The organism is Kitasatospora sp. NPDC004745 (assembly GCF_042873275.1).
Classification (GTDB): Bacteria; Actinomycetota; Actinomycetes; order Streptomycetales; family Streptomycetaceae; genus Kitasatospora.
In genome coordinates this window covers 65443-85117 of the sequence record NZ_JBIALK010000021.1, presented here as the reverse complement: position 1 = coordinate 85117, position 19675 = coordinate 65443, and the positions used below count along the sequence as shown (strand labels likewise).

Below are 19675 nucleotides of genomic sequence, written 5' to 3'. Positions count from 1 at the left end.
CCCGGCCCTGGGCGCCCGGCCCGGGCTCGGACGAGTCCGGGTCAGGCGCTCTGCAGCGATCCGATCCCCGGCAACGGCACGAACTCGACACCCTTCGGCCCCAGCCGCTCCGCGGCCTCGGCGAAGCGGCGGGAGCAGAACGCGACCCCCGACAGCGCCACCGAGTCGAGCAGGAAGAAGTCCCGCTCCGGCGACTCCGCGAAGCGCAACTCCCACACCTTCTTGACCTGACCGTCACGACGTAGGTCGATCCGCGACCGTTCCAGATCGACCAGCCGCTCGGTGCTCAGCAGCGCGGACCGCGGGAACCGTACGAAGTAGTACTCCTTCGCCGGGATCGGACGCCCCTTCGCGGACACCACCTGCAGCCGCGACACCTGCCAGTCACCCGCGCCCCCGGCCCGCAGCAGCTCCAGGAAACCCGCACTGACGACGTGTCCGCCGAAGGCCGTGTGGAAGTCGAAGCCGTAGGACCGGTCCTTGGTGACGAGCCACAGCTCGGCCGGAAGGTCATCGGGCGGCCCCTGCCTGGGGGCGTCGTGCTGCCAGCCGTACGTCATCGGCCGGTCGAAGGCCCCCTCGGCGAACTCCTCGTGGAGAACACCGTTCAGGAAGACGGGGCACCGAGCCTCACCCCTGTACGCCAACGCGAAGTACTGGTCGTCCACCAGCCACACCCTAGCCCCGCCCCCCGACACACCCCCGCCCTCAGGACCCCGGGCACCCGAAGCGAATATGACGACCGGTCTACAGACTCCGCGAGTGTCGCACCCCTCACACCCAGGAAGTCGAAGCCATCGACTTCCTGTGCGCCTCCCCAGCAATCAGCGAGAAAGCGGGCAATCGAATATGACGACCGGTCTACATATGCAGCCCCCTCCACAGCAGCCGCCACACAGAAAGTCGACCCCACCGACTTCCCACTCCACGCCTCGCCACCTCGCAGAATATGACGCCCGGTCTACATATTCACCCCAAGAATCGAGGCACAGGCCGGCGAGCGGGTCGAGCGAATCGCACAGGAAGTCGACCAGGCCGACTTCCTGTGCGGCGCGGCCCAGCCCAGCCCAGCCCAGCCCCGGGGAAATATGACGGTTGGTCTACCTATTCCACTCGCCCGGGCAGGCACAGGAGCTGCGCACGGGAAGTCGGATGGGCCGACTTCCTGCGCAGCAAGGACCGGGCCTGCTGGGGTTGCGCCGCCCGGTCGGTGGCGCGGAGGAGCCCCTCCCCGGGCCGCTTCCGCCGTCGTCCAAGGGGGAGCGCAGAGCCGTCCGGGATCGTCGCGCGGCTGCTGCGGGCGAAACCGGGAGGAGCGTGCGAGGGTTCTCGGCGAGAATGCGGCGGGCGGGGACGGGAACAGGGCGGGATCCGGCGCCGCCCGCGAGGGTCGGGGGGCTCATGCGCTTCAGTTCGGAGACGACCGACGGCGGCGTCACGGAACGACGGTTCACGCTCGACGGCGTCCCGGGGGTGCTGTGGTCCCCCGCCGGTGCGGTCGGCGGCCGCCCGCTGGTGCTGCAGGGGCACGGTGGCGGTCAGCACAAGCTGGCACCGGGGCTGGTGCAGCGGGCGCGCCGGTGGGTGGCGGGGTGCGGCTTCGCGGTCGCGGGCCTCGACGCGCCCGGGCACGGTGAACGCCCGCGGACCGCCGAGGACGAGTGGTTCCCGGCCGCCGTCGGCGAGTTGCTGGCGAACGGTGAGCCGATCGGCGAACGGGTCGCCCGGCACACCGCCGCGCTCGCGGAACGGGCCGTCCCCGAGTGGCGGGCGGTGCTGGACGCCCTGCAGCGGCTGGACGAGGTCGGTGCGGACGGTCCCGTCGGGTACTGGGGTCTGTCGCTGGCCAGTGTGGTCGGCGTTCCGCTCGCCGCCGCCGAACCCCGGATCACGGCGGCCGTGTTCGGGCTGGCCGGGCACGGCTCGCTGGACCGGCCGGCGGCCCGGGTCGACGCCGCGGTGGAGTTCGTCGTGCAGTGGGACGACGAGTTGGTGCCGCGCGAGGCGGCGCTCGCGCTGTTCGACGCCTTCGGCACCCGGGCGAAGGTGCTGCACGCCAATCCCGGTGGCCACCTGGAGGTGCCCGCCGCGCAGGTGGCCTCCTCGGCACGGGCGCTCCACCGGCACCTGACCGGGACCGGCGCCTGACCGGGACCGGCGCCGAACCCCGGCCGGCGGCGCCGTCGGGGGCGGCGAAATCCCGTTGCCGGAAGGGGCCGGGCCGCCGGACACTCGGGCCATGCTCGGATTCGTCAGCACCGACGACCAGTCCCTCGTCTCCTGCCTGGCCGACCCGCAACGCGCCGTGCCGGCCTACCAGGAGCTGTTGCGGCGCGGGGAGGGCGTGATCGCCGCCGTCCGCGCCGGGCTGTCCCATCCGGACGCGGCCGTCCGGGAGGGCTGCTGCCGTCTGTTGGACCACCTGGTGGACATCGAGTCCATGCCCGCGCTCATCACCATGGCCGACGATCCCGACGCCCGGGTGCGGGTGGCCGCGTTCCACGCGCTGGCCTGTGACCGGTGCAAGGGGGACACCTGCGCGCCGGGGGCGGACCGGGTCCTGGAACCCGCGCTGCGGCATCTGGCCACCGACTCCTCCCCGCTGGTCCGGTCGATGGCCGCCGAGCTGGTCGGCAAGTTCGTCCACGTCGACGCGCGCGCCGCCGCCGCGCTGGAAGCGTCCCGCACCGGGGATCCGAGCCCGGCCGTCCGGAAGAAGGCGAGCTGGTACGCACCGGGCGGCAGCATCTACCGGCGCACCGCCCCACCCACGCCCGGCCGCCGCCCGGGCCGCCGCCCGGAGCGATGAAACTCGTTCGGAATCAGGCGAGTCGGGAGCGACCGACCCCGTGGACGGAAGGCCCGGACACCGCCTCGCCGATCGATCCGAACGATCCGGCCGATCCGGCGGAGCAGGCCATGGACGAACCGGCAGGGTGTGCTTCCCGGACCGCGCCGGTCACGTCGCCCGTCGCCGGAACGTCGGCCCACTCGGCCGGACCGCATCCGAGGATCCTCGACGGGGCCGGACCGCGTGAACAGGCGCGATGGTCAGCCCGCGGGCCTCGCGGCGGCTGCGGCGGCTGCGGCTCGGGCGGCGCGCTCGGCGAAGACGGACTCGCGGCGGTCGGCGGACTGCCGCAGGACGCGCTTGCGGTCGCGGCCGGACAGCCGGTCGATGTAGAGGCCGCCGTTGAGGTGGTCGGTCTCGTGCTGGAGGCAGCGGGCGAAGTAGCCGGTGCCCTCGATGGTGACGGGCTCGCCGTCGCGGTCGAAGCCGTGTACCACCACCCGGGCGGGGCGGGCGAGTTCGGTGTTGGCGCCGGGTACGGAGAGGCAGCCCTCGGCGTCCTCGATCAGTCGGCGGCCCGGCTCCTGCGGTTCGACGACCGGGTTGAGGACGTGGCCGACGTGCCGGGTTCCCCGGTCGTCGAGGCAGTCGTAGACGAAGAGGCCGAGGTCCACGTCGACCTGGTTGGCGGCGAGTCCGCACCCGTCGGCGGCGTACATGGTGGCGAACATGTCGTCGATGAGCCGGGCCAGCCGCTCGCTGCCGTAGTCCGTCGCGTCGGCCGGGCGGCAGGTGCGACGGAGGATCTCCTCCCCGACCTCGGTGATCCGCAGGACGGTCGGGCGTTCACGCAGTTCGGACATCGGCGCTCCCTCGTCGATTCGGCTCCGGCCACGGGTGGCCGACGGCTTGTCAGCTGCTTTGCAAAGTAGCAGACTTTGCAAAGTGACCGACGACCTCACCGCCCCCGCCACCGGCACACTGCCCGAGCACGCCGTGCGCACGGCCCTGCTCCGGCTGCTCGCCGAGACCGGCACGCTCACCTCGACCGAGGCCGCCGCCCGGCTCGGGTTCAGCTCGGGGCTGTGCTCGTTCCACCTGCGCCAGCTGGCCCGCCACGGGCTCGTCGAGGAGGCCCCGCCCGTCGACGGACGTGCCCGGCCCTGGCGCCTGCCGCGGGAGCCGGACCCTGCCGAGGCCCCCGCCGGGCACCCGGCCCGGGGGGCGGGACAGGAGGCGGACGGGTTCGGCGAGCTCGCGCGCGGCCTGGAGGACGAGAGCTACCGTCGCTGGCTCGCCCACCGGGACGGGGCTCCCGCCGACTGGCGCCGGGACGAGGCGTTCAGTGCCGTCGTCCACCTCACCCCCGCCGAGCTGTCCGCCGTCGGTGCGGAGATCCGCCGGGTGCTCGCCCGCTACCGCGACCGCGACGACGACCCGGCCGCCCGGCCCGCCGACGCCCGCCCGGTCGCCGCCGTGGCCCGCCTCTTCCCGCTCCTGCCGGGCGAGGACGGGCCGGAGCACTGACCCGAGCACTGGCCTGAGCACTGCCCCGAGCACTGCCCCGAACACCGACCCGAGCACTGGCCGCGCCCGGCCACACCCTCCCACTGGCCGAGGAGGATCCGGCGGGATCCGCCGGACGCGCCTCAGCCGGCCGCGCCCTCCCGGCGCGACCGGGACCACCCGGCGCGGAGCAGCGGCCCGGCCAGCAGTCCGGTGCCCGCGCCGATGACGATGCCCTGCACGCCGTCCCAGACGTCCTGCACGTCGCACTGGCGCCCGATCGCGGGCACCGCGTACTGGACCGCGGACACCACGAACGGCAGCGCCGCCGCGCCGATCAGCGCCTGCACGGCCCGCCGCCGGGTGCCGGCCAGGGCGGCCGCGAGCCCGACCGGGGCGAAGGCCGCCAGCTTGAGGTCCAGGTGCCGGACGGTCAGCAGCTCGTGCGCCGAGCGCGGCCGCCCGCCGGCCACGGCGCAGTGCCGGACGGCGTCCGCGGACAGTCGGAACGCGTCCGGCAGCAGTGTCGCCGTGACCACCCCGCCGAGCCCGAGCAGCAGCAGGAAGCCCACCGCCCAGTGCGCGCGCAGCAGCCGCCCCGCCGGCCGGTTCAGCAGCGCCGCCGGGACCAGGGCGAGCAGCAGTCCGGGCCAGAACATCGGGATTCGGTCGATAACTCCACTGATCACGCCCCAACGGACGCTTCGAACACCCGCCCGGTTCTGCCGCAAGCCCGGCGAACCGAGCGGCCGGAAGAGGGGCGTGCGAACGGCCTGACCTGCGGACGGACGGGCGGGCACACGACCCGGGCGGCCCGACCCGCCGGGGCCCTCGGGCGGGCGGACGGCCTCCGGGCCCACCCGACGATCGGGCGTGCACGATCCGGACGCACGCCCGGCGGGCGGGCGACCCGACCGGCCCTCGGGCCCGACCGGCGCAGTCAGCACAAGACCGGCACCCGCCCGGCACCCGCCCACCGCCCGATCAGTGCGGGATGCCCGCGATCAGCTCCTGCGCGCCCTGCCGCTTGAGCGCCAGCGCGGTCGAGGTGCCGAGGTCCTCGGGGCTGAGCGCACCCGCCCACTCGTGGGCGTCCAGCACCTGCTTGCCGTCCGGGCTGAACACCCGGCCGCGCATCGAGAGCCGGCCGTCCGCCTCGGCCCTGGCGTAGCCGGCGATCGGGCTGTTGCAGTGCCCCTGCAGCACGTGCAGGAACATCCGCTCGGCCGCGGCCTCGCGCCAGGTGTCACGGTGGCCGATCGCCGCGACGGCCTCGATCGTCGCCTCGTCGTCCTCACGGCACTGCAGGACGAGGATGCCGGCCCCGATCGGCGGGCACATCGCGTCGACGTCCAGGACCTCGGTGATCCGCGCCTGCTCGCCGATGCGCTCGAGGCCGGAGACGGCAAGCAGCAGGGCGTCGGCCTCGCCCGCCGCCAGTTTGGCCAGCCGGCTGTTGGCGTTGCCGCGGATCGGCACGCACACCAGGTGCGGGTGGGAGGCGGCGAGTTGGGCGACCCGACGGACGGAGGAGGTGCCGATCCGGGTTCCGGGCGGCAGTTCGGCCAGGGTCAGTCCGCCGGGGTGGACGAGGGCGTCGCGGATGTCGTCGCGGCGCAGGTACGCGGCGAAGACGGTGCCGGCGGGCAGCGGGCGGTCGGCGGGGACGTCCTTGAGGCAGTGCACGGCGACGTCGGCCTCCCCGGCGAGCAGTGCGGCGTCGACCTCCTTGGTGAACGCGCCCTTGCCGCCCAGCCGGGCGAGGTCTCCGGTCCAGCGGTCGCCCGAGGTGGTGACGGGCACCACCTCGGTGCGCAGCCCCGGGTGCAGGGCGGCGAGTTCGGCGCGGACGCGCTCCACCTGGGCGAGCGCCATGGGCGAGGAGCGGGAGACGATGCGGATCAGCTCAGGGGTGGCCATGGCGTGATGATAGGCGCTCGAACACCCGCCCCTGACCGCACGTCAGGTGTCGGGCCACCGGGTCGCACCGAACGGCCGACGCCCCGCCACGCCCTCGCCACCGACCGCCACCCACCGGCCACCGGTGCCCCGCGCACGCCGGAAATACCGCGCGAGAAGACGGCGAGAACACCGCGAGAATGCCGTCGCATCACATGACCATCATCCGGCTCACTCATTTGAGCGAACTCCCTTGGCAGGCAAGATTTTTGCCGATCCATGGGGGAACATCGGCTTGTCCGGGCCCGAACAACAGGGCCCGGCGAGGAATCCGCCCCCGGGTGGTACGCCCACGGCGCTCCACCCGGCCCATCCGGCCGGGTCGCACCGGGGGCGGCTCACAGCAGGCCGTTCACGGCAGGCAGGACACAGAAAGCAGTACCAGGACAATTGGACAGGCCCGTGACCACCACCGCCCCCGTGTGGGACTGCCCCTTCGACCACACCGACGGCCTGGAGTTCGACCCCCTCCTCAGGCGGCTGCTCACCGAGGCCCCGGTCGCCAGGATCCGGCTGCCGCACGGCGAGGGGGAGGCCTGGCTGGCCACCCGCTACGAGGACGTCAAGGTGGTCACCACCGACCGCCGGTTCAGCCGCGCCGCCGGCATCGGACGCGACCTGCCGCGGATGACGCCCGCCCCGATCGCCCAGGTCGAGTCGATCAACCTGATGGACCCGCCGGCCCACAACCGCCTGCGCAGGCTGGTCGCCCGGGGCTTCACCAACCGCCAGGTGGAGCGGATGCGCCCGGCCACCCAGCGGATCGTGGACGGCTGCCTCGACGAGATGGCCGAGCACGGCTCCCCCGCCGACCTGGCCCACTTCCTGTCCGGCCGGCTCCCGCTCACCACCATCTGCGAGATGCTGGACATCCCGGAGCCGGACCGCGCCGAACTGCGCGGGCACGCCGTGGCGATGATGGCGACGGGCCCGGGCGGCCGGGACGGCCAGGAGGCCGCCAAGGCGGCGCTGCGCGGCTACTTCACCGAGCTCACGGCGGCCAGGCGGGCGCACCCCGGCGAGGACCTGATCAGCGCCCTGGCCACCGCCCGGGACGGCGAGGAGCTGCTGGACGACCAGGAGCTGGCCGTCATGGCGATGGTCCTGCTGGTCACCGGTCACGACACCAGCACCTACCAGCTCAGCAACATCACCTACACGCTGCTCACCCACCCCGAGCAGCTGGCCAAGCTGCGCGCCCGGCCCGAACTGCTGCCGCGCGGCCTGGAGGAGCTGCTGCGGTTCATCCCGTTCCGCCAGGGCGTCGGCATCGCCCGGGTCGCCACCGAGGACGTGGAGCTCGGCGGCACGCCGATCCGGGCGGGCGAGGCCGTACACGTGTCCTACCTCACCGCCAACCGGGACCCGGCCGTCTACGAGCGGCCCGACGAGCTGGACCTCGACCGGGGGGCGCCGACCCACATGGCCTTCGGCCACGGCCAGCACCACTGCCTCGGCGCTCACCTGGCCCGGATGGAGCTGCAGGTCGCCGTCGGCACCCTGCTAAGGCGCTTCCCCCGGCTGCGGCTCGCCGTCGACCCGTCCGAACTGGACTGGCAGACCGGCTCGATCTGGCGCTACCCGCGCACCCTGCCGGTCGCCTGGTGACCGACCCCGGGGGCCGGTCACCGAGCGGTCCGGTGACCGGCCCCCGGTGACCGACCGCCCGCACACCCCAGCCCGCACGCCCCAGCCCGCGCCCCCCTGCCCGTCCAGGCCCCGCCCGCACACCCCCACCCCCCGCACCCCGCCCGTCCAGGCCCCTCACAAGAGACCCTCACCCATGGCAACACTCTGCCGCCCGGCCATCGCCGTGCCCGAGCACGTCGTCACCCTCGACGAGACGCTCGACCTGGCCCGTTCCCTGCACGCCGGCCACCCGCAACTCGGCCTCGCCCTGCGGCTGATCGAGAACACCGGGGTGCGGACCAGGCACCTGGTCCAGCCGATCGAGCGGACCCTCACCCACCCGGGGTTCACCGCCCGCAACGCGGTCTACGAGCGGGAGGCCCGGCGACGCGTCCCCGAGGTGGTGGAGCGGGCCCTGCTCCACGCCGAGCTGGGCGCCCGGGAGGTCGACCTGATCATCTACGTGTCCTGCACCGGTTTCATGATGCCCTCGCTGACCGCCTGGCTGATCAACACCCTGGGCTTCCGCCCCGACACCCGCCAGCTGCCGGTCGCCCAGCTCGGCTGTGCGGCCGGCGGGGCCGCGGTCAGCCGCGCGCACGACTTCTGCCGCGCGTACCCGGGCGCCAACGTGCTGATCGTCTCCTGCGAGTTCTGCTCGCTCTGCTACCAGCCGACCGACCTCGGCGTCGGCTCGCTGCTCTCCAACGGGCTGTTCGGGGACGCCGTCGCCGCCGTCGTGATGCGCGGGCGCGGCGGCACGGGCGTACAGGTGGAGCGCAACGGCTCGCACCTCGTCCCGGACACCGAGGACTGGATCTCGTACGGGGTGAAGGACACCGGCTTCCACTTCCAGCTGGACAAACGGGTGCCCGGCACCATGGAGATGCTCGCCCCGGCCCTGCGCGGCCTGGCCGGCGACCACGGCTGGGACGCCTCCGGGCTGGGCTTCTACATCGTGCACGCCGGCGGCCCGCGGATCCTCGACGACCTCTGCCGGTTCCTCGGCCTGGAGCCGGCCGCCTTCCGGCACAGCCGCGCGACCCTCACCGAACGCGGCAACATCGCCAGCGCCGTGGTGTTCGACGCGCTCGCCCGGCTGTTCGCCGAGGGGGGCGTGCCGGACGGCACCCCGGGGCTGATCGCCGGTTTCGGACCGGGCATCACCGCCGAGATGGCGCTGGGGAGTTGGGTCGGCGAAGCGACCGGTTCGGGGGTCCGGCGGCCGCGCGCCATCTCCACCTCCGACATCTCCCTCGTCCATCCGAGCGCCCCCCGCCGTTTCCCGGCCGGCACTACGATCACCGAATGACAGACACCACGGACCGCACCGACACCTCCGGCAGAGCCGCCGAACTGGCGGCGCTCTTCCCGGCGTTGCACGCGCCGCAGTACTGGACGTGGGGCAGGTACGACGCCCTGTTCTCCACCGAGCTGCCGCCGGACGAACTGGTCACCAACATCCACCTGGTCGGCTTCACCGGGGACCGGGTGGTGCTCTGCCGCGACGACCGGGACCACTGGTTCCTGCCCGGCGGCACCCGGGAGCAGGGCGAGAGCATCGCCTCCTGCCTGGAGCGCGAGCTGCGGGAGGAGGCCGGCGCCCGGCTGCTGGGCGAGCCGGACTGGCTGGGCGCGCACCGCTGCCGCACCGACGACCCGACGCCGTACCGGCCGTGGCAGCCGCACCCCGAGAAGGCGTGGCTGTGGGGCTGGGCGGAGGTCTCGGTGGACTCGACGCCGACCAATCCGGCGGACGGCGAGCAGGTGGTCGAGGTGCGGGCGGTGCCGGCGGCCGAGGCGCAGCGGCTGCTGCTGGCCGGGCACGAGGAGTGGTGGGGCGAGCTGGTCGGCCTGGCGGTGGAGCTGCGCCGCCGCGCAGGGCTCGGCTGACACCGGTCCGGCCGCAACGGCCGACTTCCGGCCTGCCGCATCGACCAGGGCCCGGCACCCGAGGTCGGCCGGCACCCGGCTCCCGGCGCCGGCTGACACCCGGTCTCCCGCGGCCGGGGTTATTCCCGCCGGCACCGAGAACCACCGGAATGGCCGTACACCGGAGCACGATGTCCGTTTTGCGGTGATATGACTCGGCTATGAACAACTACCCGCTGCTCAACATCTTCTGGACGATGCTGGAGCTGTTCCTCTGGATCCTCTGGTTCTTCCTGCTGTTCAAGATCATCACGGACATCTTCCGCAGCCGCGACATGAGCGGCTGGGGCAAGGCCGGCTGGCTGATCCTGGTGATCCTGATCCCGCTGGTCGGCGTGCTGATCTACGTGATCGCCCGCGGGAAGTCGATGGGTGAGCGGGACGTCGAGCAGGCCAGACAGACCGAGGCCGCGTTCAAGACGTACATCCGCGACGCGGCCGCCGGCGGGCCGGAGGGCGGCACGGGCGGCAGCCACGTCGACGACCTCGCCAGGCTGGCCGACCTCCGGGAGAAGGGCGCCATCTCCGAGGAGGAGTACCAGAAGGCCAAGGACAAGCTGCTGGTCTGAGCGGGCGGGCGGGTACGGCGGCGGGGCCGGTGGAGCAGTCGTCCACCGGCCCCGCCGCCGTGTTCTCGCGCCCGGGCGGCCGCTCAGCGCCGGCCGGAGCGCCGGTCCCCCGAGCCGCCCTCGCCGCCGGTCAGGCCCGCCCGGCGCAACGCGTCCGCCATGGCACTGTTGGACGGCGCCGCGGCGCCGCCGGAGCCGCCCTGACCGCGCCGCTCCTGGCCGCCGCCCCGACGGTCCTGGCGCGGCGGGCGGGCCTGCCGCTCGCCGCCCTGGCCACCCCGGCCGCGGTCGCCGCCACGCTCCCCGCCCCGGTCACCCCGGTCACCCCGGTCCCGGCCGACCTCGTCGTCCAGCCGCAGAGTCAGCCCGATCCGCTTGCGCGGCACGTCCACCGAGACCACCCGGACCTTCACGATGTCGCCCGGCTTGACCACCTCGCGCGGGTCCTTGACGAAGGTCCGGGACAGCGCCGAGACGTGCACCAGGCCGTCCTGGTGGACGCCCACGTCGACGAAGGCGCCGAACGCGGCCACGTTGGTCACCACGCCCTCCAGCACCATGCCGACCTCCAGGTCGCCGATCTTGTCGACGCCCTCCTTGAAGGTCGCGGTGCGGAACGCCGGGCGCGGGTCGCGGCCCGGCTTGTCCAGCTCGCCGAGGATGTCGGTGACGGTCGGGACGCCGAACACCTCGTCGGCGAAGTCCGCCGGACGCAGGGCCCGCAGCCGCTCGCCGTTGCCGATCAGCTCGCGCAGCTCGCCGCCGGTCGAGGCGAGGATCCGGCGCACCACCGGGTAGGCCTCGGGGTGCACGCTGGAGGCGTCCAGCGGGTCGTCGCCGCCGGGGATGCGCAGGAAGCCCGCACACTGCTCGAAGGCCTTCGGTCCGAGCCGGGAGACGTCCTTGAGCTGCCGGCGGGTGCGGAACGGGCCGTTGGCGTCGCGGTGGGCCACGATGTTGTCGGCCAGCGTCCCGGTGATGCCGGAGACCCTGGTCAGCAGCGGTGCGGAGGCCGTGTTGACGTCCACGCCGACGGCGTTCACGCAGTCCTCGACCACGGCGTCCAGCGAGCGGGAGAGCTTCACCTCGCTGAGGTCGTGCTGGTACTGGCCGACGCCGATCGACTTCGGGTCGATCTTCACCAGCTCGGCCAGCGGGTCCTGCAGACGGCGGGCGATCGAGACCGCACCGCGGATCGACACGTCCAGCTCCGGCAGCTCCTGCGAGGCGAACGCGGAGGCCGAGTAGACCGAGGCGCCCGCCTCGCTGACCATCGCCCTGGTGAGCTTCAGCTCGGGGTGGCGCTTGAGCAGGTCCTCGGCGAGCTTGTCGGTCTCCCGGGAGGCGGTGCCGTTGCCGATCGCCACCAGGTCCACGTCGTGCTTCCTCGCCAGCGCGGCCAGGGTCGCGATCGCGGCGTCCCACTTGTTGGCCGGCTGGTGGGGGTAGATCGTGTCGTGCGCGACGACCTTGCCGGTGGCGTCCACCACGGCGACCTTCACCCCGGTGCGGAAGCCCGGGTCCAGGCCCATGGTGGCGCGGGTGCCGGCCGGGGCGGCGAGCAGCAGGTCGCGCAGGTTCGCCGCGAACACCCGCACCGCCTCGTCCTCGGCCTCGGCGCGCAGCCGGGCGCGCAGGTCGATCCCGAGGCGCACCAGCACGCGGGTGCGCCAGGCCCAGCGGACGGTGTCGCCGAGCCACTTGTCGGCCGGGCGGCCGCGGTCGGCGACGCCGAACCGGGCGGCGATCCGCCGCTCGTAGTCGTTCTCGCCCGGCAGGTCGCCCTCCTCGCCGTCGTACGGCGAGAGTTCGAGGTCCAGCACCTCCTCCTTCTCCCCGCGCAGCATCGCCAGGATGCGGTGCGAGGGGAGCTTGGTGTAGGGCTCGGCGAAGTCGAAGTAGTCGGCGAACTTGGCGCCGTCCTGCTCCTTGCCGTCGCGCACGGTGGCGACCAGCCTGCCGTGCGTCCACATCCGCTCGCGCAGCGAGCCGACCAGGTCGGCGTCCTCGCCGAAGCGCTCCACGAGGATCGCCCGGGCGCCCTCCAGCGCGGCCGCGCCGTCCGCGACGGACTCGTTGAGGTACCGGGCGGCGAGCGCCGCCGGGTCCTGCGTCGGGTCGGTCAGCAGGGTGTCGGCCAGCGGCTCCAGCCCGGCCTCACGGGCGATCTGCGCCTTCGTCCGCCGCTTCGGCTTGAACGGCAGGTAGATGTCCTCCAGCCGGGCCTTGGAATCGGCCGCCAGCACCCGGGCGCGCAGCGCGTCGTCGAGCTTGCCCTGGGCCTCGATCGACTCCAGGACGGCCGTCCGGCGCTCCTCCAACTCCCGCAGGTAGCGCAGCCGCTCCTCCAGGGCGCGCAGCTGGGCGTCGTCCAGGGAGCCGGTGACCTCCTTGCGGTAACGGGCCACGAAGGGGACGGTCGCGCCGCCGTCGAGCAGGTCGACGGCCGCCTTCACCTGCCCCTCGCGGACGCCCAGCTCCTCCGCGATCTTGCGCTCGATCGCCTGCTGGGCCTGCCGGGCCACCTGTTCGACTGGCGTGGTCACGAAGCCGGTCACCTTCTCCTTCAGTGCTTTCGCCGTACGCCCTGCATTCTGGCAGGTGCCGGGGACGGCTCCCGGCCGCACCCGGCGCGGCCGGGCGTGGCGGCGGCACCGGGCGGCCCCAACAGGACTCCAGCCGGGCCCCGTTGTGCCCTCCTACGCTGGCGCGCATGGACACCTCCCGCCCGCTGAACGCCGGCCCGGCCCCGTCCGCGGGCCGCGCCGGAGCCTCCTCCGCGACCGCCCCCGCGACCGCCTCCTCGGCCGCCTCCGCCCGGCTGGCGGAGCTCGCCGCCGCCAAGTACCTGCTGTTCACCACCCACCGGAGGAACGGCACCCCCGTGAACACCCCGGTCTGGGTGGCGCGCGACGGGGACGCGCTGGTCTTCACCACCGTCACCCGCACCGGGAAGGTCAAGCGGCTGCGCAACCGCTCCGACGTCCTGGTCGGGCCGAGCGACATCCGCGGCACCCTGCTCGGCGAGCAGGTCCCGGCGACCGCCGTCCTCGACTCCGCGCGCGCCCCCGCCTACCGCAGGCTGCTGCGCCGCAAGTACGGGCCGCTCTGCGCGATCGCGCTCACCGCGAACGTGCTGCGCTTCGGCAAGGGCGGGACGATCGGCGTGCGGGTCACCCTGGACTGAGCCGGTCCCGGACGGCCGGCGGGGTACGTCGCGCGGCGGGGTAGGACCGGCCCCCGGGCCCGACCCGGCGAGGGGAGGACCCGCCACCCGGGCCCGACCCGCCACCGGCCTGCGAACGGTCCGCGCCCGCGGGTCGGCGGACCGGCTTCCGGAAACGCCTGAAGGGCGGCGGTCCGCGCTGTACGCTGCCGCACATGTGCGCTGCCACCCGGATGCACCCCGACGAACTGGTCATCGACGCGGCCCTGGTGCGGCGGCTGATATCCGCCCAGTTCCCGGACTGGGTGGGCCTGCCGGTCACACCGGTCGCCTCCGTCGGGACGGACAACGCGATGTTCCGGCTCGGGCCCGAACTCGCCGTCCGGCTCCCCCGGGTGGAGTGGGCGGCCGGGGACGTCCGGCGCGAGAAGCAGTGGCTGCCGAAGCTCGCACCGCACCTCCCGCGGCCGGTCCCCGCCCCCGTCGCGGTCGGCAGACCCGCCGCCGGCTACCCCTGGGAGTGGTCGGTGGTCCGCTGGCTCGACGGCGTCAACCCGGCCGTCGGCGCCCTCGCCGCCCCCGACGGGCTCGCCCGCGACCTGGCCGGCTTCGTCACCGCGCTGCGGGCCGTCAACCCGGCCGGCGGCCCCGCCGCCCACCGCAGCCTCCCGCTCGCGTCCCGGGACGGCTCCACCCGCGCCGCCATCGCCCAGCTCGCCGGGGCCGTCGACACCGGGGCGGCGACCGCCCTGTGGGACAAGGCCCTGCGGCTGCCCGAGTACGCGGGACCGCCCAGCTGGATGCACGGCGACCTCACCCCCGGCAACCTGCTGGTCGACCGCACCGGCCGGCTCGCCGCGGTCGTCGACTTCGGCCTGATGGGCGTCGGCGACCCGACCGCCGACCTGATCGTCGCCTGGAACCTGCTGCCCGCCTCCGCCCGTCCCGCCTTCCGCGCCGCGCTCGGCGCCGACGACGCGATGTGGGCCCGCGGCCGCGCCTGGGCCTTCTCCATCGCCCTGGTGACGATCCCGTACTACCGCCACACCGACCCGGGCCTGACCGCCAACGCCCGCCACGTCGTCCGCGAGGTGCTCGCCGACCGCAGCGCCTGACGGCCACCGCGGCGCCTGACTCCCGGCGCGGTGCACCTGACGGCACGCCCCGCGCGCTGCCGCACCCGGTGCCTGACGGTCCTTCCGCTGCGCTCGCGGCGGCCCCGGGTCGGCGGCCGTTGCTATGGTTCTCCCCGCTACTCACGCGCAGGGGGACGGAACGTGGCACGCAGAAGCAATGTGATCGACGTCAGGGTCAGCCGTCGGGTGCTGTGGGTGGGCGGTGACGCCTACCCGCTGCACAACATCGCGCGGGCCCGGCGGTTCGAGACGGTGCCGCCGAAGCGCGCCCGGGTGATCCTCCGGTTCGTCCGGCAGGTGATCGGCCTGCTGCTGGCCACCGCGCTGCTCGGCTCGCTCACCTCCAGCTCCGCGAACCCCACCGCGGGCAACCTGATCGCCGTGGTGATGGTCGCCCTGTTCCTGGTGAGCCTCTACCGGCTGGTCACCCGGCTGCGGATGCGGACCCTGTACTCGCTGATCATCGAGACGTCCAGCTCCTCGAACACGGCCGTGGTCAGCCACGACGCCTGGCAGGTCAACAACCTGATCGAGCTGATCATGGAGGCGATCGACAACCCGCAGGCCGAGTTCGCGGTCCAGGTGGAGAACGTCCACGTCGGCGACCGGATCACCCAGTACGGCGACCACAACATCGGAAAGAAGGTCGGTCTGTGAACGGCGGCATCCACTTCGGCGACTCGGTCACCCAGCACGGCGACCACAACATCGGCATCGTCAAGAACCAGGGCCCCGTCGACCCCCAGGCCGCGATGCGCGAACTCATCGCCGCCGTGGCGCAGTTGCGCGGCCAGGTCCCGGCCGAGGACCGCGAGGTCCTCGACGAGTCCCTGGAGGCCATCGGCGACGGCCGCGGCACCCCGCCGGCCACCCTGCGCCGCGCCCTGCGCAACATCTCCGGCGTCGCGGCCCTCGCCGCCGCCGGCGCCCCCGTCGTGGAGTCGATCCGCCGCATCCTGGACTCGCTCGGCTCCTGAGCCCCTCCCGGCCCCGTCCGCCGCCGCCCCGGCCCGGGGTGGTGGCGGGACCGGTGGCTAGAGTGCGGCGCATGACGAAGCGTCACCTCGCATTCGACCGACTGCACAACTTCCGCGATCTGGGCGGGTACCGGGCCGCCGGAGGACGATCCGTCCGGTGGGGTCTGCTCTACCGCTCCGACTCACTGGGCAAGCTCACCACGGACGGCGACCTCGGACGGTTCCGGGAGCTCGGCGTACGGACGGTGATCGACCTGCGCTACCCGTGGGAGATCGCCGCCAAGGGGCGGGTGCCCGACCTGGACGGGCTCGCGTACCACAACCTCTCGATCGAGCACCGCCCGTACGACCAGGCCGCGATCGACCCTCGGCTCGACCCCTGGCGCTACCTCGCCGACCGCTTCGCCGAGGTCGCCGAGGACGGGGTGAAGGAGATCCGCCAGGCCCTGGACGTGATCACCGCGGCCGAGGAGCCGCTGGTCTTCCACTGCGCCTCCGGCAAGGACCGCACCGGCCTGGTCGCCGCCCTCGTGCTCACCCTGCTCGGGGTGTCCGAGGACGACGTCGCCGCCGACTTCGCCCTCACCGAGCTGGCCACCCCGCACCTGATCGCCGACTGGCACGCCGCCAACCCGGGACGCACCCTGGGCTGGCCCGGCTACGGGCGGGCCCCGGAGACGGTCATCCGGCTCGCCCTCGCCGACCTGGCCGCCCGCCACGGTTCGGTCGAGGCCTACGCCACCGGCACCCTCGGCGTGGACCGCGACCAGGTCGCCGCCCTCCGGGCCCGGCTGCTCACGGACTGATCCCCCGCCGGGCGCCCGCCCCCCGGGTCTAGCGCCGCCGGCCCTGGCGGCCGCCGCCACCCTCGCGGCCGCCGGGTCGCGGCCTGCGCGGGCCGCGCGCCTTGCCGGCGGCCGCGGCGGCGGACACCGGGGCGGTGGTGGTGTCCGGCCAGTGGGCGGGCCGGGTGAGGCCCGCGGGGAGTCGGGTGGAGGCGTCGCCGCGGGCGGCGTTGAGCTGGGCCTGGGTCAGGAAGAGGGCCTCGGTGAGGTCGGCGCCGCCGAGGGCCGCGTCGCGCAGGTCGGCGCCGATGAGGTCGGCGAGGCGCAGGTCGGCGCCGGTGAGGTCGGCGGCGACGAGCAGGGCGCCGCGCAGGTTGGCCCCGCGCAGGTTGGCGCCGCGCAGGCGGGCCCCGAAGAAGTCGGCGCCGCGGTGCTCGCGGCGGTTCGGGACCGCGGCCCGGACGAGTTCGCCGGCGCGCAGCAGCAGTTCGCTCACGCGCCGCCGGTGCGCGGGGACGTCGACGGCGAGGACCTCCTCGGGGGTGCCGCCGGCGAGCCGGTCGGTCTCCTCCAGGGCCTGCCGCAGGTCGGCGTGCAGGGGGCGGGCCGGGGCGTAGGTGAGGGCCTCGGTGAGGTACCAGAGCAGCTCGTGGAGCTGCCGCACGACGGGGAAGACCTCGTACATCGCCCTGGCGCCGGCGGGTTCGGCGCGCCAGCTGCGGCCGCCGAAGGTGACCTGGGAGACGCGCTGCCCGGCGCCGAAGCAGTCGTAGACGGTGCAGCCCTGGAAGCCCTTGTCGCGGAGCTTCTCGTGGATGCCGCAGGTGAAGTCGGTCTGCAGGTTGCGGCAGGGCGTGCCGGCGGCCTTGTCGACGGCGAAGTCGGAGCCGGCGGCGAAGGGCAGCGCGACGCAGCAGAGCCCGAAGCAGCTGGTGCAGTCGGAGCGCAGCTCGGTCGGCCCGGCCGCCGTGGGGTCCTGCGGCGGCTCGGTCTCGCGCACGTTTCCTCGGTCCTTCCGGCGTCGGGGCACCGGGCGGTCCGGTGCGGTGAACCCGCCGGTCGGTGGTGCTCGCCGGGCTCGTGGAACCCGTCAAGCGTACTGTGCGCTGGCCGGGCGCTGGCCACGGCCACCCCACCCCGGTAAGGTCTCAATCAGTAGTGCACCTATTACGTACGGGGGTAGGAGTGCAGGACCCGAGCATCAACGAACTCGTTCGGATGTGGATCGCCGGGTGGACGGTCTCACGCGGGGCGGCCGAACCGGTGGACGAGCCCTGGGGCTGGACGATCGACGTCGGCGTGGTCGGCCACGTCGCCCGGCACGTGCTGCCCGAACCGACCGAGGCCGACGTCCGAAAGATCGCCGAGTGCACCACCGCGCCCGGCACCTGGCTGAAGCTGTTCACCGAGGACGCCGCCGTCCGGCCCTGGCTGGGCCCGCAGTGGCGGCTGGACGAGCCCGGCTACCTGATGACCGCCCCGCTGACCGCCGAACGGCCCGCGGTGCCGGCGGGGTACACCGTGACCAGCTGGACCAGGGGCGGGGTGGCCCGGGTGCTGGTCCGCACCGGGGCCGGACACCTCGCCGCCCGCGGCCAGGCGGGCCTGGCCGGCGCGGTGGCCGTCCCGGACCAGATCCTCACCGCCCCCGAGCACCGGCGCCGCGGCCTGGGCGCCCTGGTGATGCGGACCCTCCAGGACACCGCGTACCGGGCGGGCGCCGACACCGGCGTCCTGGTCGGCACCGAGGCCGGCCAGTCGCTCTACCGGGCGATCGGCTGGACCACCCGCACCCCGATGGCGAGCCTGGTTCTCGAACCGGAGGCCGGCTGACGGCTCACGGCTGACGGATCACGGCTGACGGCTCACCCGCGCCCGGAGGCCGCCCGACCGCTCACCCGCGGTAGGGCAGCAGCTCCGCCCGCTTCGGCGGCCGGCCGTCGCCGGAGGAGCGCCCGGTGAGCCGGCGGCCGATCCACGGCCCGAGGTGGCTGCGCAGCCAGCGGGCGTCGGTGCGCAGCCGCTCGGCCGGGCCGGGCGGGGCGACCGGCGGCAGCGGGGCGCGCCAGTCGTCGGCGGCGGGGCGGCCGAGGGCCTCCAGCACCCCGTCGGCCACCCGGCGGTGCCCCTCGGGCGAGAGGTGCAGGCGGTCCTCGGCCCAGAGCCGGCGGTCGTCGAAGCAGGGGGCGGAGAAGAGGTCGACGACGGCGACGCCCTCCTCCTGCCCGAGCTCGTGCACGAAGGCCTTCATCCGCAGGATGGCGGGCAGCAGCCGGGCGCTGCCCGCCATCCTGCGGGTGGGGTCGGTGCTGGTGAAGAGCACGACGGTGGCGCCGGTGGCGCGCAGTTCGGTGGCGCAGCGGCCGAGCAGCCGCTCGACCCGGGCGATGTCGCAGCCCGGGCGCAGCACGTCGTTGAGGCCGCCGGCGAGGGTGACCAGGTCGGCGCCCATGGCGGCGGCGACGGCCAGCTGCTCGTCGTGGATCTGGCCGATGAGCTTGCCGCGGACGGCGAGGTTGGCGTACCGGAACTCCTCGTCCGCGGCCTCGCCGGCGAGTGCTCCGGCGACCCGGTCGGCCCAGCCCCGGTAGTGGCCGTCGGGCAGCAGGTCGTCGCACATCCCCTCGGTGAAGGAGTCCCCGACGGCGACGTACCTGCGGTAGGTGGTGGGCACGGGCGGCCTCCGCTCTGCTCCGGTTGCTCCGTGGCCCGACGATCGTACGCGCGGGCCGCTACGCCCCGACGGCCGCCCCGTCCACGGCCTTCCGGGGGGCGACCCAGTGCTCGCGGACGGCGTCGGTGGGCCGCTGCTCGCCGAGGGCCGGCAGGCCCCATTCGCCCAGGGCGTCGATCACCGGGCGTAGTTCGCGGCCCCGCTCGGTGAGCTCGTAGACGGTGGCGTTGGCGGGCCGTTCGAGCCGTCGGCGCAGGACCAGGGCGTCGCCCTCCAGCTGCTTGAGCCGGGTGGCGAGGATGTCGGTGGACACGCCCGGCAGGTCGGCGTGCAGGTCGGTGTAGCGGCGCGGACCGCCCAGGAGTTCACGGACGATCAGGAGGCTCCAGCGCTCCCCCACCGCGTCCAGGGCGCGGGCGACGGCGCAGTACTGGTCGTAGCTTCGGCGTGACATGTGGATCAGCATAGCCAAAAGGTTGGACTTTCCAAGTGACAACTTGGTAGAACAAAGCAACAGCAACGATGCGGGTGGTGACGGTCGGGAGGCCGCT

The 19675-nt window shown here is 74.3% G+C and carries 20 protein-coding genes and 1 pseudogene; 13 read left to right on the top strand and 8 right to left on the bottom strand.

Annotated features, from left to right (window positions below):
• Positions 1-41: 41 nt before the first annotated feature.
• Positions 42-668, bottom strand: a complete 627-nt coding sequence (locus ACFYUY_RS28670; RefSeq protein WP_387904884.1) for an Imm43 family immunity protein — start codon at positions 666-668, stop codon at positions 42-44.
• A gap of 733 nt (positions 669-1401) precedes the next feature.
• On the opposite strand from ACFYUY_RS28670, the gene ACFYUY_RS28665 reads away from it, so the two are divergent.
• Together ACFYUY_RS28665 and ACFYUY_RS28660 are read left to right on the top strand one after the other, a co-directional pair.
• On the top strand, positions 1402-2148 hold the full coding sequence (locus ACFYUY_RS28665) for an alpha/beta hydrolase (RefSeq protein ID WP_387904882.1): 747 nt from the start codon (positions 1402-1404) through the stop codon (positions 2146-2148).
• Between the two features lie 91 nt (positions 2149-2239).
• Entirely contained in the window at positions 2240-2809 is a 570-nt protein-coding gene (locus ACFYUY_RS28660) for a HEAT repeat domain-containing protein (protein ID WP_387904880.1), read from the top strand.
• A gap of 242 nt (positions 2810-3051) precedes the next feature.
• On the opposite strand, the gene def is transcribed toward ACFYUY_RS28660, so the two are convergent.
• On the bottom strand, positions 3052-3654 hold the full coding sequence (def, locus tag ACFYUY_RS28655) for a peptide deformylase (protein WP_387904877.1): 603 nt from the start codon (positions 3652-3654) through the stop codon (positions 3052-3054).
• 82 nt (positions 3655-3736) lie between these two features.
• On the opposite strand from def, the gene ACFYUY_RS28650 reads away from it, so the two are divergent.
• Complete coding sequence (locus ACFYUY_RS28650; RefSeq protein WP_387904875.1) at positions 3737-4318, top strand: winged helix-turn-helix domain-containing protein; 582 nt, start codon at positions 3737-3739, stop codon at positions 4316-4318.
• 122 nt (positions 4319-4440) lie between these two features.
• Here ACFYUY_RS28650 and ACFYUY_RS28645 read toward each other — a convergent pair whose 3' ends face one another.
• Both ACFYUY_RS28645 and hemC read right to left on the bottom strand, forming a co-directional pair.
• Positions 4441-4956, bottom strand: coding sequence for a hypothetical protein (locus ACFYUY_RS28645; protein ID WP_360213078.1), 516 nt, complete (start codon positions 4954-4956; stop codon positions 4441-4443).
• Positions 4957-5281: 325 nt separating this feature from the next.
• Positions 5282-6217, bottom strand: a complete 936-nt coding sequence (gene hemC / locus ACFYUY_RS28640) for a hydroxymethylbilane synthase (protein WP_360213076.1) — start codon at positions 6215-6217, stop codon at positions 5282-5284.
• 441 nt (positions 6218-6658) lie between these two features.
• Here hemC and ACFYUY_RS28635 point away from each other — a divergent pair, with 441 nt between their 5' ends.
• The 4 genes from ACFYUY_RS28635 (at position 6659) to ACFYUY_RS28620 (ending at position 10386) form a co-directional block, all read left to right on the top strand.
• Positions 6659-7864, top strand: a complete 1206-nt coding sequence (locus ACFYUY_RS28635) for a cytochrome P450 (protein ID WP_360213074.1) — start codon at positions 6659-6661, stop codon at positions 7862-7864.
• Between the two features lie 175 nt (positions 7865-8039).
• A complete protein-coding gene (locus ACFYUY_RS28630; RefSeq protein ID WP_360213072.1) occupies positions 8040-9197 on the top strand; it encodes a type III polyketide synthase in 1158 nt (385 codons plus the stop codon).
• Positions 9194-9778 (top strand): NUDIX domain-containing protein, encoded by a 585-nt coding sequence (locus ACFYUY_RS28625; RefSeq protein ID WP_360213070.1) that lies wholly within the window; start codon positions 9194-9196, stop codon positions 9776-9778. The genes ACFYUY_RS28630 and ACFYUY_RS28625 overlap by 4 nt, the downstream gene beginning before the upstream one ends.
• A 200-nt stretch (positions 9779-9978) precedes the next feature.
• Entirely contained in the window at positions 9979-10386 is a 408-nt protein-coding gene (locus ACFYUY_RS28620; RefSeq protein ID WP_387904870.1) for an SHOCT domain-containing protein, read from the top strand.
• Between the two features lie 83 nt (positions 10387-10469).
• Here the strand turns inward: ACFYUY_RS28620 and ACFYUY_RS28615 are convergent, their stop codons facing one another.
• A complete protein-coding gene (locus ACFYUY_RS28615; protein ID WP_360213066.1) occupies positions 10470-12932 on the bottom strand; it encodes a Tex family protein in 2463 nt (820 codons plus the stop codon).
• Between the two features lie 167 nt (positions 12933-13099).
• Here ACFYUY_RS28615 and ACFYUY_RS28610 point away from each other — a divergent pair, with 167 nt between their 5' ends.
• The 5 genes from ACFYUY_RS28610 (at position 13100) to ACFYUY_RS28590 (ending at position 16471) form a co-directional block, all read left to right on the top strand.
• Positions 13100-13573 carry a PPOX class F420-dependent oxidoreductase gene (locus ACFYUY_RS28610; RefSeq protein ID WP_387904868.1) on the top strand — a complete coding sequence of 158 codons (474 nt, stop codon included), beginning with the start codon at positions 13100-13102 and terminating at the stop codon, positions 13571-13573.
• 194 nt (positions 13574-13767) lie between these two features.
• Complete coding sequence (locus ACFYUY_RS28605) at positions 13768-14667, top strand: aminoglycoside phosphotransferase family protein (protein ID WP_360213062.1); 900 nt, start codon at positions 13768-13770, stop codon at positions 14665-14667.
• Positions 14668-14829: 162 nt separating this feature from the next.
• On the top strand, positions 14830-15345 hold the full coding sequence (locus tag ACFYUY_RS28600; RefSeq protein ID WP_360213060.1) for a DUF6232 family protein: 516 nt from the start codon (positions 14830-14832) through the stop codon (positions 15343-15345).
• Positions 15342-15665 (top strand): hypothetical protein, encoded by a 324-nt coding sequence (locus ACFYUY_RS28595; RefSeq protein WP_360213058.1) that lies wholly within the window; start codon positions 15342-15344, stop codon positions 15663-15665. Before ACFYUY_RS28600 ends, ACFYUY_RS28595 begins: the two co-directional genes overlap by 4 nt.
• A 71-nt stretch (positions 15666-15736) precedes the next feature.
• Positions 15737-16471, top strand: a complete 735-nt coding sequence (locus tag ACFYUY_RS28590; RefSeq protein WP_360213056.1) for a tyrosine-protein phosphatase — start codon at positions 15737-15739, stop codon at positions 16469-16471.
• A gap of 28 nt (positions 16472-16499) precedes the next feature.
• Here the strand turns inward: ACFYUY_RS28590 and ACFYUY_RS28585 are convergent, their stop codons facing one another.
• On the bottom strand, positions 16500-17450 hold the full coding sequence (locus ACFYUY_RS28585) for a pentapeptide repeat-containing protein (RefSeq protein WP_387904863.1): 951 nt from the start codon (positions 17448-17450) through the stop codon (positions 16500-16502).
• Between the two features lie 185 nt (positions 17451-17635).
• Here ACFYUY_RS28585 and ACFYUY_RS28580 point away from each other — a divergent pair, with 185 nt between their 5' ends.
• On the top strand, positions 17636-18283 hold the full coding sequence (locus ACFYUY_RS28580; protein ID WP_387904861.1) for a GNAT family N-acetyltransferase: 648 nt from the start codon (positions 17636-17638) through the stop codon (positions 18281-18283).
• Between the two features lie 61 nt (positions 18284-18344).
• Here the strand turns inward: ACFYUY_RS28580 and ACFYUY_RS28575 are convergent, their stop codons facing one another.
• Together ACFYUY_RS28575 and ACFYUY_RS28570 are read right to left on the bottom strand one after the other, a co-directional pair.
• Positions 18345-19124: an SGNH/GDSL hydrolase family protein gene (locus ACFYUY_RS28575; protein ID WP_360213050.1), complete on the bottom strand. Its 780-nt coding sequence runs from the start codon at positions 19122-19124 to the stop codon at positions 18345-18347.
• Between the two features lie 97 nt (positions 19125-19221).
• A pseudogene (locus ACFYUY_RS28570) lies at positions 19222-19578 on the bottom strand (winged helix-turn-helix transcriptional regulator); the annotation flags it as partial.
• Positions 19579-19675: the final 97 nt, after the last annotated feature.

Bases quoted from the DNA above. Each gene is read 5' to 3' on its own strand.
- ACFYUY_RS28665 (WP_387904882.1), top strand. From the start codon at position 1,402: ATGCGCTTCAGTTCGGAGACGACCGACGGCGGCGTCACGGAACGACGG.
- ACFYUY_RS28660 (WP_387904880.1), top strand. From the start codon at position 2,240: ATGCTCGGATTCGTCAGCACCGACGACCAGTCCCTCGTCTCCTGCCTG.
- def (WP_387904877.1), bottom strand. From the start codon at position 3,654: ATGTCCGAACTGCGTGAACGCCCGACCGTCCTGCGGATCACCGAGGTC.
- ACFYUY_RS28645 (WP_360213078.1), bottom strand. From the start codon at position 4,956: ATGTTCTGGCCCGGACTGCTGCTCGCCCTGGTCCCGGCGGCGCTGCTG.
- hemC (WP_360213076.1), bottom strand. From the start codon at position 6,217: ATGGCCACCCCTGAGCTGATCCGCATCGTCTCCCGCTCCTCGCCCATG.
- ACFYUY_RS28630 (WP_360213072.1), top strand. From the start codon at position 8,040: ATGGCAACACTCTGCCGCCCGGCCATCGCCGTGCCCGAGCACGTCGTC.
- ACFYUY_RS28625 (WP_360213070.1), top strand. From the start codon at position 9,194: ATGACAGACACCACGGACCGCACCGACACCTCCGGCAGAGCCGCCGAA.
- ACFYUY_RS28620 (WP_387904870.1), top strand. From the start codon at position 9,979: ATGAACAACTACCCGCTGCTCAACATCTTCTGGACGATGCTGGAGCTG.
- ACFYUY_RS28610 (WP_387904868.1), top strand. From the start codon at position 13,100: ATGGACACCTCCCGCCCGCTGAACGCCGGCCCGGCCCCGTCCGCGGGC.
- ACFYUY_RS28605 (WP_360213062.1), top strand. From the start codon at position 13,768: ATGTGCGCTGCCACCCGGATGCACCCCGACGAACTGGTCATCGACGCG.
- ACFYUY_RS28590 (WP_360213056.1), top strand. From the start codon at position 15,737: ATGACGAAGCGTCACCTCGCATTCGACCGACTGCACAACTTCCGCGAT.